14 protein-coding genes are annotated in these 17,312 nt (G+C 29.8%); 13 read left to right on the top strand and 1 reads right to left on the bottom strand.

Features of this window, described 5'->3' with window-relative positions; genetic code table 11:
* The first annotated feature begins 7 nt into the window (after window positions 1-7).
* From ACI48P_RS03330 to ACI48P_RS03310, 5 genes are all read left to right on the top strand, one after another.
* Window positions 8-445: a divergent PAP2 family protein gene (locus tag ACI48P_RS03330; protein WP_475213443.1), complete on the top strand. Its 438-nt coding sequence runs from the start codon at window positions 8-10 to the stop codon at window positions 443-445.
* A 253-nt stretch (window positions 446-698) separates the two neighbouring features.
* Window positions 699-2,555 (top strand): 1-deoxy-D-xylulose-5-phosphate synthase, encoded by a 1,857-nt coding sequence (gene dxs / locus ACI48P_RS03325; protein WP_475213441.1) that lies wholly within the window; start codon window positions 699-701, stop codon window positions 2,553-2,555.
* 17 nt (window positions 2,556-2,572) lie between these two features.
* A complete protein-coding gene (locus ACI48P_RS03320; RefSeq protein WP_475213439.1) occupies window positions 2,573-3,382 on the top strand; it encodes a TlyA family RNA methyltransferase in 810 nt (269 codons plus the stop codon).
* A 160-nt stretch (window positions 3,383-3,542) separates the two neighbouring features.
* Complete coding sequence (recN, locus tag ACI48P_RS03315; RefSeq protein WP_475213437.1) at window positions 3,543-5,225, top strand: DNA repair protein RecN; 1,683 nt, start codon at window positions 3,543-3,545, stop codon at window positions 5,223-5,225.
* A gap of 129 nt (window positions 5,226-5,354) precedes the next feature.
* Window positions 5,355-5,636, top strand: coding sequence for a putative quinol monooxygenase (locus tag ACI48P_RS03310; protein ID WP_475214139.1), 282 nt, complete (start codon window positions 5,355-5,357; stop codon window positions 5,634-5,636).
* Window positions 5,637-5,694: 58 nt separating this feature from the next.
* Here the strand turns inward: ACI48P_RS03310 and ACI48P_RS03305 are convergent, their stop codons facing one another.
* Window positions 5,695-6,201, bottom strand: coding sequence for a hypothetical protein (locus tag ACI48P_RS03305; RefSeq protein WP_475213435.1), 507 nt, complete (start codon window positions 6,199-6,201; stop codon window positions 5,695-5,697).
* 154 nt (window positions 6,202-6,355) lie between these two features.
* Here ACI48P_RS03305 and ACI48P_RS03300 point away from each other — a divergent pair, with 154 nt between their 5' ends.
* The 8 genes from ACI48P_RS03300 to galE all read left to right on the top strand — a co-directional run bounded on the left by ACI48P_RS03300 (window position 6,356) and on the right by galE (window position 17,307).
* The gene (locus ACI48P_RS03300) at window positions 6,356-7,306 is read left to right on the top strand and encodes a BMP family ABC transporter substrate-binding protein (RefSeq protein ID WP_475213433.1); all 951 of its coding nucleotides are present in this window, start codon (window positions 6,356-6,358) and stop codon (window positions 7,304-7,306) included.
* A gap of 372 nt (window positions 7,307-7,678) precedes the next feature.
* The gene (locus ACI48P_RS03295; protein ID WP_475213431.1) at window positions 7,679-8,713 is read left to right on the top strand and encodes a LacI family DNA-binding transcriptional regulator; all 1,035 of its coding nucleotides are present in this window, start codon (window positions 7,679-7,681) and stop codon (window positions 8,711-8,713) included.
* A gap of 463 nt (window positions 8,714-9,176) precedes the next feature.
* On the top strand, window positions 9,177-10,580 hold the full coding sequence (locus tag ACI48P_RS03290) for an alanine/glycine:cation symporter family protein (protein WP_475213429.1): 1,404 nt from the start codon (window positions 9,177-9,179) through the stop codon (window positions 10,578-10,580).
* Window positions 10,581-10,844: 264 nt separating this feature from the next.
* On the top strand, window positions 10,845-12,800 hold the full coding sequence (locus ACI48P_RS03285; protein ID WP_475213427.1) for a beta-galactosidase: 1,956 nt from the start codon (window positions 10,845-10,847) through the stop codon (window positions 12,798-12,800).
* Between the two features lie 212 nt (window positions 12,801-13,012).
* A complete protein-coding gene (locus tag ACI48P_RS03280) occupies window positions 13,013-13,525 on the top strand; it encodes a sigma-70 family RNA polymerase sigma factor (RefSeq protein WP_475213425.1) in 513 nt (170 codons plus the stop codon).
* A 1-nt stretch (window position 13,526) separates the two neighbouring features.
* Window positions 13,527-14,879 (top strand): hypothetical protein, encoded by a 1,353-nt coding sequence (locus ACI48P_RS03275; protein ID WP_475213423.1) that lies wholly within the window; start codon window positions 13,527-13,529, stop codon window positions 14,877-14,879.
* Window positions 14,880-15,138: 259 nt separating this feature from the next.
* Window positions 15,139-16,302, top strand: a complete 1,164-nt coding sequence (locus ACI48P_RS03270; RefSeq protein ID WP_475213421.1) for a galactokinase — start codon at window positions 15,139-15,141, stop codon at window positions 16,300-16,302.
* An 18-nt stretch (window positions 16,303-16,320) separates the two neighbouring features.
* Window positions 16,321-17,307 (top strand): UDP-glucose 4-epimerase GalE, encoded by a 987-nt coding sequence (gene galE, locus ACI48P_RS03265; RefSeq protein ID WP_475213419.1) that lies wholly within the window; start codon window positions 16,321-16,323, stop codon window positions 17,305-17,307.
* Window positions 17,308-17,312 lie beyond the last annotated feature (5 nt).

Below are 17,312 nucleotides of genomic sequence, written 5' to 3'. Positions count from 1 at the left end.
AGGTAAAATGGAATTTTTTTCACAAATTTTTGACAACAAGGTCCTAGGAATAAGTATTTTTGCTTGTTTCTTAGCTCAATTTATTAAGATATTTACAGGGAAAGAAAAAAGGATAGAGATAACTAGAATATTCACATCTGGAGGAATGCCAAGTTCTCACAGTTCTTTTGTGACAAGCTTAGGTACTTTAGTAGGTATGGAAAGAGGATTTGACTCTGTAGAGTTTGCTATAGTAACTGTATTTGCTTTAATAATAATGTATGATGCTGCAGGAGTAAGAAGAGCGGTAGGTAAACAGGCAGCAATCATAAATCAGATGATTGATGATTTTCATCATACAAAACATATAGAACATACAAGATTAAAGGAGCTAATAGGGCATACTCCTTTAGAAGTATATAGTGGCGCAATACTAGGAATCTTAGTAGCAATAATAATGGGATAAGAGGCTTTTGCCCTTATTCCAACTACTCAAAAGAGGAAAGAGCGGTATAAGCATAACGTCTTCTTATTGAAGACTTTTTTGCATTAATACAAGATATATTCAATTTGCTAATGTAGTATAATTTATTTTTATAGTAAAATTGTTAATATTTACAAGTATATGAGTAATATTTAGTTTTTAAGGTAAATATAATAAGTAATATTAATATAAATATAATACGGCAAAATTTAATCAAATAGTAGGTGAGGATAATATGTACAAATATTTAAATAAAGTGAACTCTCCCAAAGATATCAAGAATATGACTGTTGATGAGTTGGATTTACTTGCTAAGGACATACGTAAATTTTTAGTAAGATCTGTTTCGCAAACTGGAGGACACTTGGCTTCTAATTTAGGTGTTGTTGAACTGACTTTAGCATTACATAAAGTTTTTGACAGCCCAACTGATAAAATAATATGGGATGTTGGACATCAATCTTATGTACATAAAATAATTACAGGAAGAAAAGATGAATTTGTATCTTTAAGACAATATAACGGGCTTAGCGGCTTTCCTAAGGAATGTGAAAGTCCTCATGATATATTTGATACAGGACATAGTAGTACTTCGATTTCTGCCGGAGTTGGAATTGCATGTGCTAGAGATATTAAAAATGAAGATTATAGTGTAGTATCTGTAATAGGTGATGGATCTATAACAGGAGGAATGGCATTAGAAGCTATAAATCACTTAGGCTACATAGATACTGATATGATAATAATATTAAATGACAATGAAATGTCTATAGATAAGAATGTTGGTGGAATGGCTCTACATTTATCAGGTAATATTAGAAATTCTACAATGGACAAAATGAAAGATGAAGTTGAAAAGCTATTGAGTGTAACGGCGACTGGAGCTTTTATATCTAAAACAGCCAATAAAGTTAAAGATAGTATTATGAGTCCTTTTACGCCTCAAGAGAGCGGATTATTTGAGTCATTAGGGATAAGATATTATGGTCCTATAGATGGACATGACACAAAAGGTTTAATAGATAGCCTAAAAAGAGCAAAATCTAAGAAGGGACCTATATTATTACACGTAATAACTAAAAAAGGTAAGGGTTATAAATATGCAGAAGAGCACCCTGAAAAATATCATGGCGTATCAAAGTTTGATATAAAAACTGGAGTAGGTACATCTGGCACTAAATCAATATCGGCTTTGGTAGGTGAAAAACTTATTGAAATGGCAGATAAGAATGATAAGATTGTTGCAATAACTGCTGCAATGCCATCGGGTACAGGACTAAACCTATTTGAAAAAGTTCATCCGAATAGATACTATGATGTTGGCATAGCAGAACAACATGCTACTACTTTTGCTGCAGGACTTGCTAAAAATGGAATGAAGCCATATTTTGCGGTATATTCTTCTTTCTTACAAAGAGGATATGATCAAGTTATACATGATGTATGTATAACTGAAAAGCCTGTAACTTTCTTAATAGACAGAGCTGGGATAGTTGGGAATGACGGAGAAACTCATCACGGTATGTTTGATTTAAGTTTCTTAAACAATGTTCCAAATATTACCGTTATGGCTCCTAAAGATAGCAAAGAACTTGAAATGATGATGGATTTATCATTAGATATAAATGGTCCAGTAGCAATAAGATATCCTAGAGGAAATAGCTACTACTTAGAAAATGCTAACTATGATTCATTTAAAGTAGGCCAGTATGAAGTAATATCTGAAGGTAGCGATGTAGTAATACTAGCTATAGGTAATATGGTTAAAAATGCAATAAAAGCAAAAGAAATATTATTAAAAGATAATATAAACCCAACTATAGTTAATGCTAGATTCTTAAAGCCTATAGATGAAAATTTACTTCATACAATAATAAAAGATAACAAAAACATAGTTACAATAGAGGATAATGTTGTAACAGGTGGGTTTGGAACTAGAATTAATAAATTTATAATAGATAATAATTACAATGTAAAAATAACTAACATAGCTCTTCCAGAACAATTCATACCTCATGGGAATGCAGATGATATATATGAAAATATAGGTTTATCTCCAAATGGTATAGCAGAAAAGATTAAGAGCTTATAGACTGGAAAGGTAACAATATGAAGAAGAGAATAGATGTATTATTAGTAGAGCAAGGATACTTTGATAGTAGAGAGAGAGCGAAAAAAGCGATAATGGCTGGACTTGTTTTTGTAGACAATCAAAGATGTGATAAAGCAGGTGTAGACGTTAAAGACGATGCTAAGATAGAAGTAAAAGGAAATCCGATACCATATGTTAGTAGAGGTGGATTAAAGCTTGAAAAGGCTATGAAAAACTTTGATATAACATTACAAAATAAAATATGTATGGATATAGGTGCATCTACAGGTGGATTTACTGACTGTATGCTTCAAAATGGTGCTGTTAAAGTATTTTCTATAGATGTTGGATATGGACAACTTGCTTGGAAATTAAGACAAGATGAAAGAGTAGTTTGCATGGAAAGAACAAATATAAGACATGTAACTATAGAACAAACTAAGGAATTTGCAGATTTTGCATCAATAGATGTTTCTTTCATATCTTTAAAATTAGTTTTACCAAAAGCTAAAGAACTAGTTAGACCAGGTGGAGAAATAGTAGCTTTAATAAAGCCTCAATTTGAAGCTGGAAGAGAAAAAGTTGGTAAAAAAGGTGTAGTTAGAGAAAAGTCTACTCATATAGAGGTTATAGATTTTATATCTAATTTTGCTGTAGAAAATGGATTCTCTATATTAGGATTAGATTTCTCACCTATAAAAGGACCAGAAGGAAATATAGAATATTTAATACACTTAAAAAATGGAAATGAAGGCTTTGTATTTGACAGTGAAGCACACTCGAAGAAGATAAATGAGGTTGTTGAGTCTTCTCATCAATTAGCTTAATATAGAAATTATTTTGCTCATGTGCTATATTAGTACATGAGTAATTCTGCGTTAAAGAAAGTCTAACAAAAAGACTTCTTAGAAAAATAACTAAAAAATACAAAAATAATTAATAAAATAAAAAAGAAAAAATTCTTATATTAAAAGGGGGATTTAAAAATTGATCCTTGAACTGTATATGAAAAACTGTGCTTTAGTTGAAGAATTAAGGCTTAATATTGATAACAATCTAAACATACTGACAGGAGAAACAGGTTCTGGTAAATCTATAATAATAGATGCTTTAGGACTTTGCTTAGGGGAAAAGTATGACAGATCTTTTTTAAGAAAAGGAACTGAAAAAGGATTAGTTGAAGCTGTTTTTTCTTCGGAAAGTACACATTTAACTAAAGTACTAAATGATAACGACATAGAACTAGATGAAGATAACTTATTAGTTATTACTAGGATTATGTATGCAGATGGAAAAAGTGTTGCAAGAGTTAATGGTAGAACGGTTAAGTTATCTTTATTAAGAGAAATATCATCTACATTAATAGATATACATGGACAACATCAAAACCAAGCTTTATTTAATAAAGAGACTCACTTAGAGTTTTTAGATTTATTTGGAGAACATGAATTACAAAGTTTTAAAGATGATTATAAAGGAGCATATCTTGAATATAGTAAAGTTAAAAGTGCACTAAACGCTTTAACTGAAAATAAAGATGATATGCAAATCCAAAGAGAAATAGATTTATTAAGATTCCAAATAAATGAAATTGAATCAGCAAATTTAAGTAAAGATGAGTATGAAGATTTACTTAAGCAAAGGGATGTATATAGAAATAGTGAAAAAATATATAGTAACTTAAATCAAAGTTATGCAAACCTTTATGAAGGTAATTTTAATGCTGTAGATTTAATAGGAAATGCTTCAAGTGAGTTATCAAGTATTGCTCAGTATGATAATAGCCTTTCTGATTTTAATGAAAATATAGAAAGAATAATGTATGAGCTTCAAGATATAGCTAGAGAAATAAGAAACTATAAAGAGAGTATAGATTTTGAGCCATACCAGCTAGAACAAATAGAAACTAGAGTAGATGAAATAAACAACCTTAGAAGAAAATATGGAGATTCTATAGATGATATTTTAGCTTACTACGATAAAACTAGAGCTAGACTTGATGAAATATTAAATAGAGATGAAAGAGTAGAAGAGCTAAAGAAAGAGATATTAAAGCTTGAAAAAGTTCTTTCAATAAAAGCTGAAGCTTTAACTAGCGCTAGAAAAGAAGTTGCATTAAAACTTGAAGAAGTTTTACTAATAGAGTTAAAAAGCTTAAACATGAAAAATGTAGTTTTTAAAGTTAATTTTGAAGACTGTACATATACTCAAAATGGAAAAGATGATATAGAGTTTATGATATCTTTCAACTTAGGAGAAGATATAAAACCTATATATAAAGTAGCATCAGGTGGAGAGATGTCTAGATTTATGCTAGCATTCAAAACTATACTTGCTGATATAGACCAAATAGATACATTAGTTTTCGATGAAATAGATACTGGTATAAGTGGTATAGCAGCACAAATAGTAGGTGAAAAGTTAAGTAATATAGCTAAGAAAAAGCAGATAATATGTATAACTCATTTACCTCAAATAGCAGCTAATGCGGATACTCATTATTGTATAGAAAAGAATACTGCTAATGATAGAACTTTTACTACTATTAAAAAGCTAGATGACAGTGAAATGGTAGATGAGATAGCAAGGTTAATAGCAGGAAGTAATATAACAGAAAAAACAATGGAACACGCAACTGAAATAATAGAATTAGCAAAAAGAAGCCAATAAGGCTTCTTTTTTGCATTGATAGATATATTAAAATAATACTTAAAAAAACCTTTGTTGAAAGTAAAAGATAATTAAGTTAGAATTAATCGCAAATAACAAAAATATTAATTAGAGGGGGGAGCGAGTGTTATAACTTTAGTAGTAAAAGCGTTAATAAAAGATGGTAGAATAGATGAATATAAAGCAAAAACAAACAAATTAGCTATAGAAAGTAAAAAAGAAGAAGGATGTATATCTTATAACTTATATGAAGATATAAATAATCCTAGAATATTAACTTTTATAGAAGTCTGGAAAGATGAAGAAGCGATAGCTATACATAATAATACAGAACATTTTAAAAAATTTGCACCGAAGTTAAGGGAGTTAAGAGAAGGAATATCAGATGTGAATTTCTATAAGTATGTTTAATTATGATAAGAAAATATATTAAAATACTAAAGAAGATCAATTAGCCCTCTTTAGTATTTTAAGGTTGTACTATGTCTTTAACTTCTTTATAGTCTTCATCAGAGCTAAATGGATAAATAAACTCAGTAGATGAATTTGGAGATAAAGAGTTAATATATAATTTACTTTTGTCGTGAGTTACATATAGGCTAAGAAACTTATCGTTAATGATATCTTCTGGTTCAATCGACAACAATGAATAAAATATTCCGTAATCTGTATAATTACCATCTTCATCAGGGAACTCATACAAATCTATAGGAGACATATTATAAATTTTATCACCTATAGCTACTGTTCCGTATAACTCTTGGCTAAATTTCAGTCTTTGCCAAACAAACCTGCCACTATGGGTTTTTCCATCTACATTAACTGTAGTAGTATTAATCTTATTTCCATTCTCAAAAATTTGTACGTTTTCACACGTTTGTTTAAATGATTTTGGATAAAAATAAATTATAATGGCTACTATTATTATACCTATGACTATTAGCCATTTATTAAATACCCTCCATCTTATTATCACCCCTATATATTATATTTACAATAATACTACCATTAATTGCCTTATACAATAACACTTTTTAGGTATATAAGTTTTTTGTTATACTAATTTGGTATAGAATCTTACTAGTTGAAAAAAATAATATCATCATGGAAAAGTTGACAAAGGAGGAAATATGAAAAAAATAAAATACATACTTTTAAGTGGATTGCTAGCTTTAAATTTTATTGGGTTATCAGGATGCACTAAAAAAGAAGAAGCAGTAAAAGAAAAAATGAAGGTTACTTTAGTTTTAGATGAAGGTGGAGTAAATGATCAATCATTTAACCAATCTGCTCATGAAGGCGCAATGAAAGCAAAGGAAAAATATAATATAGAAGTAAATTATTTAGAAGCAAAACAAGAAAGTGATTATAAAGTTAATGTTGAAACAGCAGTTGATCAAGGTGCGGACTTAATAATTGGTATAGGTTTTAAACTTGGAGATGCACTAAAAGAAGCGGCAGAAAACTATCCAGAACAAAATTTTGCAATAGTAGATGCTAGCTTTGATAATATACCTGAAAATCTTAGATGTATAATGTTTAATGAAGAAGAATCAGGGTATTTAACTGGTCTAGTGGCAGGAAAAGTAAGTGAATCTAGTAAATTTGGATTTATAGGTGGTATGGATATACCTTCAGTTACTAATTTTGCTATAGGATTTGAGAAAGGCCTAAAAGAAGTGAATAAGGATTCTAAACTAACAATACAATATGCAAACTCTTTTACAGATGCAGCTAAAGGTAAGGCTATAGCAAATCAAATGTATAAGGATGGAATCGGGATAATTTTCACAGCAGGTGGAGGGGTAAACTCAGGAGTTTATGAAGTGGCAAAAGAAAATAACAAACTGGTAGTAGCTGTTGATATGCCTCAAAATTATATTTCTCCAGATACAATATTAACCTCAGCTCTTAAGAATGTTGGGGTAGGTGTAGAACTTACAATTAAAGATTTAGTTGATAAAAACTTTAGTGGTGGAGAAATAGTAAAATTTGACTTAAGCAATAATGGTGTGGGATATGAAAAGACAAATTTAATACCTAAAGATGTGATTGAATTTGTAGATTCTAAAATAAAATAATAAGTAAAAAGAATAGCCTAGATATTAGGCTATTTTTTACGTATAAAATAAAGTGGAAATATAGTAAAACATAGTAAAAAAATTATAAAGTCTTTGTTGTGATATACAGATATATCATGTTACTAAGAAAGAAATATTGCAGTAGTATATAGTGAGTAGTAGATAATGAAGATTTAGCTTTTATAAACACTATGATCATTGTGATGTTGGTTGCAAAGGTTTACATAAAGAGTTTCATAGGGTAAAATAACTATATAAACAAACGTGACTTTGAATTTGAGTTAAATCCTAAGGAAAGTTTTACTACTCCTTCAATGATATGAGGATATGATTATCAAAGTAAAGTAATACATTATAAAAGGAGGTAAGTAGGTGGCAACACTAAAAGAAATTGCCAACAGCGTTGGTGTATCAGTTGGAACTGTATCTAGAGTATTAAATCACGATAGTACTATAAGTGTGTCTGATGAAACAAAGATAAAGATATTTGAGATTGCAGAAGAGATGCAATACAAAACATTAAAGCAAAGAAAAAATGTAAGTAAAGTTAAAATAAATAAACTAAGAGTAGGTGTTGTTGAGATGTATAATCACAGCGAGCAACTACAAGACCCATATTACTTACTTTTAAGAAGTGTAGTAGACAAAGAGTGTTTTGATAATGAAATAGAAGTGGTAAATGTTTATAAGTCACAAGATGAATATAAGTTTATTGGTGATGAAGGTATAAATGGAATAATTGCAATAGGTAAATTTAGTAAAAAAGAAGTTTCTATGTTAAATAAGGTTAGTGATAATATTGTATTCTTAGACTCAGCTCCAGATGAGCAGAATTTTGACTCAGTAAATATAAACTTTAAACTAGGAACTTACAAAGCTCTAGATTACTTGTTAGAATTAGGTCATACTGAAATAGGATACATAGGAAGTTATAAGACCTTAGATGATTTTAAAGAAAAAAGTATGGATAATAGACTTAAGTACTATACTGATTATATGAAGGATAAGGGCCTATATAAAAAAGAAAATGTATTGGATACGAAAGAAATGACTACAATGGCTGGTTATGAGACTATAAGAGATTTTATAGAGAGTGACAAAAAAATACCATCAGCCTTCTTTGTAGGTACTGATACTATTGCAACAGGAGTACTTAAGGCTCTATACGAAAATAATATTAAAGTACCAGAGGATGTTAGTATAATAGGGTTTAATGATTTAATAGCATCCCAGTATACAATACCACCTCTTACAACAGTTAGAGTTCATATTGAACATTTAGCGAGTGCATCAGTAGATCTTGTTTTAGAAAAGATTAACAAGAGCAGAAGGTATTGCAAGAAAGTTATAATACCAAGTGAACTTGTAATAAGAGAAAGTACTATTTCTTTTAACAATAATATATAATAAAAAATGGCTTCTGTATTTTACAGAAGCCATTTTTGTACATAACAAAATCCTAATATATGAAAAGTGTATTTGAAATAGGAAAATTAAAAAATATAAAAATTTATTTTTTTAAGTATAGTTAGGAAAATAACCATTAAAATCGTTAAAAAATAAGCAAACCTTATCAAAAACTATAAAAAAATAGATTTTCTAGTAAAAATTAGCATTATCGATAATTTCTATGGAGGTCATAGAAGTTGCCAATTAATGTGAAAAGTCCTACAATATAATTGCAAGTATAATATTTATATCATACATATAAATTTTGCACTATCTAAGATATCATCTCATAGTTTTATCACTTAAGATTTAGATAGATTAAAAAACTTAATCTTTCTTTCACAATTTATTTATCACAATATTTAAGTTATAGTTTTATTTTCCGGTCTTTAAATTTTATACAAAATGGAGGGTATTTATAATGGAAGTATTAACAAAGATTGTGTCAACGGTAAATGGCATTCTATGGGACAAGAATATTCTTTTATTCCTATTAGTAGGAACTGGGGTATGGTACACGTGTCAATTGAAGTTCATTCAGGTAAGAGGCTTTGGTGAAGGCTTTAGAAGGACTTTTGGTGGATTATTTAAGAAAAGTGAAAAAGCTAGTAACGAAGGTATGTCGCAATTTCAATCTTTAGCAACTGCTATAGCGGCACAAGTAGGTACTGGTAACTTGGCTGGAGCTGCAACGGCGATTGCTGTTGGTGGTCCAGGGGCAATATTTTGGATGTGGGTAAGCGCTTTCTTTGGTATGGCGACGATATACGCTGAAGCGACTATGGCTCAAAAATTCAAAAAAATAGGTGATGATAAAACAGTGACAGGTGGTCCTGTTTATTATATAGAAGCTGCTTTTAAAGGTAAGTTTGGTAAAATGCTTGCTGCTTCTTTTGCAGTATTTATAATATTAGCTTTAGGATTTATGGGAAATGCAGTTCAATCAAACTCAATTGCAGCAGCATTTGATACGGCATTTGGCATTAATCCTCTTATAATCGGAGTTGTACTAGCAGTATTAGCATATATGGTATTTTCAGGTGGTATAAGTAGAATAGCTAAAGTTACTGAAATAGTTGTTCCTGTTATGGCATTATTCTATATCATAGGATCTTTAATAGTAATACTTGTTAATTTTAGAAATATACCTTTAGCATTTGAAGAAATATTTGTTGGAGCTTTTGCACCACAAGCTATAGCAGGTGGGGTTGTTGGGGCGACTATACAAAAAGCTATGAGCAAAGGTGTTGCTCGTGGACTGTTCTCAAATGAAGCAGGTATGGGTTCTACTCCTCATGCACATGCAGTGGCAAAGGTTGATCATCCATCAGAACAAGGTTTTGTTGCAATGATGGGGGTATTTATAGATACTTTTGTAATATTAAATCTTACAGCTCTAGTTATAATAACAACTCGTTCAGTAACTCCGGATGGATCTATTATTGGTACAGCTCTTACTCAAGCAGGGTTCTCATCAGTATTTGGTAAATTTGGTGATATATTTATAGCAATCTGTATGTTCTTCTTCGCATTCTCAACAATAATAGGATGGTACTTCTTTGGAGAAGCAAATATAAAATATTTATTTGGTGCAAAAGCAGTTAAAGCATATGGTGTTCTAGTGTGTTTATGTGTGTTATTAGGAACATTAGGTGAAGTTTCTATAGTATGGACTATGTCAGATATGTTTAATGGTCTTATGGTTATTCCGAACTTAGTTGCTTTATTGGCACTTACTAAGGTAGTGAAATCTGTGCATAATGAGTATATAGATATAAATGGCGGTATAAGTTCTAAACATAAGAAGAATAAGCATTCCGCTTAATGAAATTTTAAAATGTTAATAACTTAATGAAAAGAGTACATACTTTAGTGATTGTATATTATTAGAGGGTGTACTCTTTTTTACATATAAGTAAATTATAGTGTATTATAACCGTTGTATATTTCACATACCCGAAGATACTAATGTGTTAATTTTAAGTAAAAAGTATTAAAATTTGTTAGTTAAAATTTACTAGATATATTTACAAAGAAAACGATATCTAATATTATTAATTAAGGATAAATATTCAAGGGGGGGGTGGAAATGTATTTAGGTGTAGATTATTATCCGGAACATTGGGATAGTAATATGATAGATGTAGACTTAGACAATATAATAGAGCTTGGGTCTAACGTAATAAGAATAGGTGAATTTGCTTGGCATATGATGGAAAGTGCAGAAGGTGATTATAATTTCTCTTACTTTGACAGAGTGATAGAAAAAGCTAAAGAAAAGAACTTAAAAGTTATATTTGGGACACCAACAGCAACAATGCCTGCTTGGTTGGCAAAAAAACATCCAGATGTTCTATCTGAATTTGAAGATGGAAGAAAGAGAGCCTTTGGGGGAAGAAGACAATATTGTTTTAACAGTGAGAACTATATATCTTATTCTATAAAAATAATAAGAGAATTAGCTAATCATTATAAAAATGAAAAAGAAATAGTGGCATGGCAAATAGATAATGAGTTTGGTCATGAGGGGAGTGACATATGTTACTGTGAAAACTGCCAAAGAGCATTTATAAGATATTTAAAAGAACAGTATGATAATGATATAAATAAGTTGAATGAAACTTGGGGGACAATATTCTGGTCTCAAACATACAACAAGTTTGATGAAATACCTGTACCTGTAAAAACTATAACTACTCACAATCCAAGTTTAAGAATGGAGTGGGAAAGATTTAGATCGGTAAGTATAGAAAAATATGCAAAGCTACAAGCAGATATATTAAAAGAAATATTAGGTGAAGAATCAATAGTGCTACATGATTTTTCTGGTGGATTCTTTGATAAGAGCTATGATTTTTCGAAGGTCGCAAAGCATATAGATATAGTAGCTTACAATAATTATCCGGTATGGGGTGGTCAGTCTGATCCAATACCTCCACATGAGATAGCATGTGGTCTTGACTTTATGAGAGGTGCTAAAAAACAAAACTTCTGGATTACAGAAGCTATAATGGGGGCTCAAGGGCATGATGTAATAGGTTATCTTCCAAGACCAAAACAAGCTAAAATGTGGTCATATCAAGGTATGGCTCATGGATGTAACTCACTTATGTATTTTAGATATAGAGGAGCAACTAAAGGTGCGGAACAATACTGCTATGGAATATTAGATCAAGATAATACTAAAAGAAGAAAATTCTATGAAGTTCAAAGTTTCTTTAATGAAATGAAAGCTAATAAAGAATTAGTTGAGTCGAAAGTAGATGCTAAGGTTGCAGTGGTTTATGATTATGAATCTATGGCATCTTTTAGAATACAAAGACAAAGTTTCTTATTTGATTATAAACAAGAAGTATTTAGAGTATATAGACCATTTTTTGAAAATAATGTAAACATAGATGTTATACCATCTTATGCAACTTTTGATGAGTATGAAGTATTATTAGTTCCTGTGATGATAGTTTATAAGAAAGATGTTCAAGATAGAATAAGAGAATTTGTTAAAGCGGGAAAAACTGTAGTACTAAGTTTTAGGAATAGTGTAAAAGATTATTACAATAACTTGACTTTAAATGAATTTAACCCTACTAACTTTACTGATTTTGTTGGAGGATATGTTGAGGAGATAGAGTCCTTCCAAGGAAATCAAAATATAAAATTAAATGGAGTAGAAGAATTTAAAGGTATAAGTGGAACAGGAACAGTATTTAGAGATTTACTAAGAACTATTTCAGCAAAAACTTTATTTACTTATGAAGATGAATTCTTTGAAGAATTAGCTGCCATAACAGTTAATAATTATAAAGACGGTAATGTTTATTATATTGGTTGTGGAGTAGACGAGAACATAATGGATAAGCTAGCAGATAGAATATTAGAGGAAAGAAATATAGAAACTATAAAATCGCCAAAAGGTGTCGAAATAATAAAAAGATATGTTGATGGTGAGACAAAATACTTTGTAATGAACCACAGTGATAAAACACAAAAACTAAACAACTTAGTATTAAAGCCTTATGATGCTTTAATAGTAGATAATATTTAATAAAATATATGATAGTGAAAACATCGTGATCATTTAAGTGCATCACGATGTTTTTTTATATAAAATTTAAATTTAATAATTTATCAAAAAATACTGTATTAGTAGAGAATCTGATTTTAAATTATAAATAATAAAAAGTTTAGAGAACCAAATCTGGTAGAAAAACTATCTAATGTAATAGAATAGGAATAGATAGGAGGGGTGAGAGTTAAATGGATAACATAAAACTTGTAAAAAAAGCTAAAAAAGGTAATGATTTAGCTTTTACTAATTTAATAAAAAATTATGAGAAAGACTTATATAGAGTTGCAATTGCAATAACTAAAAATGATGATGATGCACTAGACTGCATACAAGAAACTATACTTAAGGCTTATATTAATATACGTAAACTTAAAAATGACGAGTATTTTAAAACTTGGCTAATAAAGATACTTATAAATCAATGTAATGCATTGCTTCAGAAAAATAAGAAGATAGAAATAGTGATCACATTTCAAGTAGATGATGATAATGATGATTTACAGAAGCTAGAAATAAAGGATAGTGTGGAAAATCTAGAGGGCGATTTAAAAGTGTTGGTAATCTTATATTATTACCAAGATATGAGTGTAAAAGATATTTCTGAAAGTTTAAATATACCTGAAGGTACGATAAAATCAAGGCTATCAAGAGCGAGAAATAAGTTAAAAGACATGCTTAATATTAATGAGGAGGTGTTGTAGTATGGATAATAAATTAGATAAAGAAATAAAAGATATATTAGATAAAAATGATGATATTGTTGTACCAGTAAAAATAAGTAATGGTATCGATGAAACTTTAAAAACTATAAATAATAGATCTAAAAAATCCAAAAAGATAGTAATGGTAGCGTCTATAGGTATTTTATTGTTAGTTATGCCTATAGCTGTAAAAGCTACAAAGGATGTGATTTATACTTATATACCTAGTTTAGGGTCAACTATAACTACAGATAGTATAATTTACTGTTTAGAGAAGCCTGTCACAAATAAAATAGGAAATAGAATAATAACTGTTAGAGAAATATACTATGATACAGAAGCGAAATCAATTATGGTAAGCGTAGAAGGTAATGGTAAATTGCCAGAGGAACAAGGAATGATTACTATTAATAATAAAAAAATAAAAAGTGACTCATCGAGTGTCAGTAAAACTCAATATTCAGGAGCTAATGTTTCTTGGAGTGGTACTTATTTTTTCAAATATAATAAAAAATACAGTAATGATAACTTAGTGTTTAAAATTGTTTTAGATAATAAAGAAATGGTAGAATTTAATTGTAAGTTAATAGAAGCTAAAACTATAAAAGAGAATAGTCAACTAGGCCCAACGTCAACAAATAAAAATATTAGTGTTACAGCTGTCGTAGAGGAAGAAGGGAATAGATTGGATGTAACACTATTAAGTGATTTGGATGAATATGATATGTATGCTCACTTTGGAAAGTTTCCATATCCTACTTCATCAAACTTAGAAAGAGAAAAAGAAGGGCTTATAACTTTAAGGGATTCAAATAGTAAAGTTGTAAATGGCAATATTGTTCAAAATGTAGATGGTATAGAAAATAAATTTACATTTGATATAGGGGGACTACAAAGACCTTTTTCTATTAATATACCTGAAATAACAACTTTTCTATATAAAGATGAAAATAGTAGTCAAATTGTTGAGTTACCAATACCACCAAATAATGAAGAAGTAGAAATTAATAAAGAAATAGAGTTAGAAGTTAAAAATGATATTGTAAAAGATAGTAATAAAAATGTAAAAATAATAAGTGTGCTAAGAGAAGATGAAATGTATAACATTGAACTTCAATTTTTAAATAATGATAAAGAAAAAATACAAATAACAAACTGTGTTGTAGTACCGGCTGGAGAAAGTATTTCAACAGAAGCTGAAGGTTGGTTTGAAGGAGGTCTTAGTGGTGGATTGACAGAAGATGGAATACTATGGACGTTTAAGCTTCCGTATCCGCAAGCCGATAAATTGTATATAAAAGTACTAGGGCGAGAGTATAAAATAAATGGTTCATGGAATATATCAATAGAATAATAAAAGATATTATAAGCTATACTACAGGGTTAAAATGTAGTGTGGCTTTTATTATGGGATAAAATTTTACTGTTTGTATAGTTAAGATAAATATTAAATTAATATTGTAGTAAAAAAATAGCAACATTGCAGTGGGGCAAGTAAAAAAATAAGTAAAAATATATTTTTTTTACTAAAATAAAGAAAACGTTATTGCGACGTAGTTTCTTCTATGTTAATATAATATTATGATAATAAGAGTTACATGGGGAGGTAAAAAATGAAAAGTAATATAGTAAAAATATTTACTGAGATTTACGGAAAAAATGATAACTTAAGAGTTTTCTTTTCACCTGGAAGAGTTAACTTAATAGGGGAACATACAGATTATAATGGTGGAAATGTATTTCCATGTGCACTAAGCTTTGGGACGTACGGAGCAATATCTTTAAGAAATGATAAAACTGTTAGAATGTACTCTGATAACTTTAAAGATTTAGGAGTAATAACTTTTAATATAGATGAATTAATACACGATGAAAAACATGATTGGGCTAATTATCCAAAGGGTGTTATAGATGTATTAAGAAAATATGGATACAATGTTGAGTGTGGATTTGATATGGTGGTATTTGGAAATATTCCAAATGGAGCAGGATTATCTTCATCTGCATCTTTAGAATTATTAATGGCTGTCATGGCAAATGATTTATTTGACTTTAATATAGATAGAGTTGATTTAGTAAAATACTGCCAAGAAGCTGAAAATAAGTTTGTAGGTGTTAACTGTGGAATAATGGATCAATTTGCTATAGGAATGGGCAAAGAAGATAGTGCAATATTATTAGATTGCAACAATTTAAACTACTCATACAGCAAAGTAGATTTGAAAGACGAGGTAATAATAATAGCTAACACTAATAAGAGAAGAGGCCTTGCAGATTCTAAATATAATGAAAGAAGAACTGAATGTGAAACTTCACTAAAAGAGCTTCAAACAGAATTGAAAATAAATTCTTTAGGTGAACTTACTGAAGAAGAATTTGAAAACAACAAACACTTAATAAAAGATGAGTTAAGAGTAAAGAGAGCAAAACATGCGGTTTACGAAAATCAAAGAACATTAAAGGCAGTAAAAGCTTTAGAAAATAATGATATAAAAACTTTTGGAAAACTTATGAATGACTCTCATATATCACTTAGAGATGATTATGAAGTTACAGGAGAAGAGTTAGATATACTAGTTGAATTAGCATGGAAACATGAAGGTACGATAGGTGCAAGGATGACTGGAGCAGGTTTTGGTGGATGTACAGTATCTATAGTTAAAAAAAGCATGGGAGACGACTTTATAAATACTGTAGGAAATGGATATAGGGAAATAATTGGATATGATGCAGATTTTTATGTTGCAAACATAGGGGATGGAACAAGAGAAATATAATTTTAGGAGGATAATATTATGATTTTAGTTTGTGGTGGTGCAGGATATATAGGAAGTCATGCAGTAAGACAACTTATAGATAAAGGTGAAGAAGTTATAATAGTAGACAGCTTAGAAACAGGTCATAAAGATGCGATTCATCCTAAGGCGAAGTTTTATAATGTAGATATAAGAAGTGAAGTAGAATTAGATAAAGTATTTGCAGAAAATAAAATAGATGAAGTTATACACTTTGCAGCTAATTCCTTAGTTGGAGAAAGTATGACTAACCCATTAAAATATTACAACAATAATGTACATGGAACAGAAGTGCTTTTAAAGATTATGATAAAGTATGATGTTAAGAAAATAGTATTCTCTTCAACCGCAGCTACTTATGGAGAACCTAAAAATATACCGATACTAGAAAGTGATCCAACAGATCCAACTAATGCTTATGGCGAAACTAAGTTGGCGATGGAAAAAATGATGAAGTGGGCAGATATTGCACATGGAGTTAAGTATATATCTTTAAGATATTTTAATGTAGCAGGAGCTCATGAAAGCGGAAAAATAGGTGAAGATCATAACCCTGAAACACACTTAATACCATTAATTCTACAGGTACCATTAGGTAAAAGAGAATTTATATCAATATTTGGTGATGACTATGATACTCATGATGGAACTTGTATAAGAGATTATATACATGTTATAGATTTAGCAGATGCTCATATACTAGCAGTTCACAAGCTAAGAGAAGGTTCAGATAGTAATATATACAATTTAGGAAGTGGAAATGGATTTACAGTAAAAGAAATGATTGATGCAGCAAGAAAAGTTACGGGGCATTCAATACCAGCTAAAATTTGTGAGAGAAGAGCAGGGGATCCGGCTAAACTTGTTGCAGCTTCAGATAAGGCAAGAAGAGAGTTAGGATGGGAACCTCAGTTTGAAAATGTTGAAGCTATGATATCTTCAGCTTGGAATTGGCACCAAGGTCACCCGAACGGATTTGAAAAATAAAAAGG

The organism is Romboutsia sp. LXY-2 (genome assembly GCF_056171995.1).
Note: the sequence above shows the minus strand (reverse complement) of the source record. Positions and strands in the feature narration are given on the sequence as shown.

Excerpts from the sequence above, each read along its gene's own strand:
- ACI48P_RS03275 (WP_475213423.1), top strand. The coding sequence starts at position 13,527 with ATGGATAATAAATTAGATAAAGAAATAAAAGATATATTAGATAAAAAT.
- ACI48P_RS03330 (WP_475213443.1), top strand. The coding sequence starts at position 8 with ATGGAATTTTTTTCACAAATTTTTGACAACAAGGTCCTAGGAATAAGT.
- ACI48P_RS03300 (WP_475213433.1), top strand. The coding sequence starts at position 6,356 with ATGAAAAAAATAAAATACATACTTTTAAGTGGATTGCTAGCTTTAAAT.
- ACI48P_RS03270 (WP_475213421.1), top strand. The coding sequence starts at position 15,139 with ATGAAAAGTAATATAGTAAAAATATTTACTGAGATTTACGGAAAAAAT.
- ACI48P_RS03285 (WP_475213427.1), top strand. The coding sequence starts at position 10,845 with ATGTATTTAGGTGTAGATTATTATCCGGAACATTGGGATAGTAATATG.
- ACI48P_RS03320 (WP_475213439.1), top strand. The coding sequence starts at position 2,573 with ATGAAGAAGAGAATAGATGTATTATTAGTAGAGCAAGGATACTTTGAT.
- ACI48P_RS03290 (WP_475213429.1), top strand. The coding sequence starts at position 9,177 with ATGGAAGTATTAACAAAGATTGTGTCAACGGTAAATGGCATTCTATGG.
- galE (WP_475213419.1), top strand. The coding sequence starts at position 16,321 with ATGATTTTAGTTTGTGGTGGTGCAGGATATATAGGAAGTCATGCAGTA.
- dxs (WP_475213441.1), top strand. The coding sequence starts at position 699 with ATGTACAAATATTTAAATAAAGTGAACTCTCCCAAAGATATCAAGAAT.
- ACI48P_RS03280 (WP_475213425.1), top strand. The coding sequence starts at position 13,013 with ATGGATAACATAAAACTTGTAAAAAAAGCTAAAAAAGGTAATGATTTA.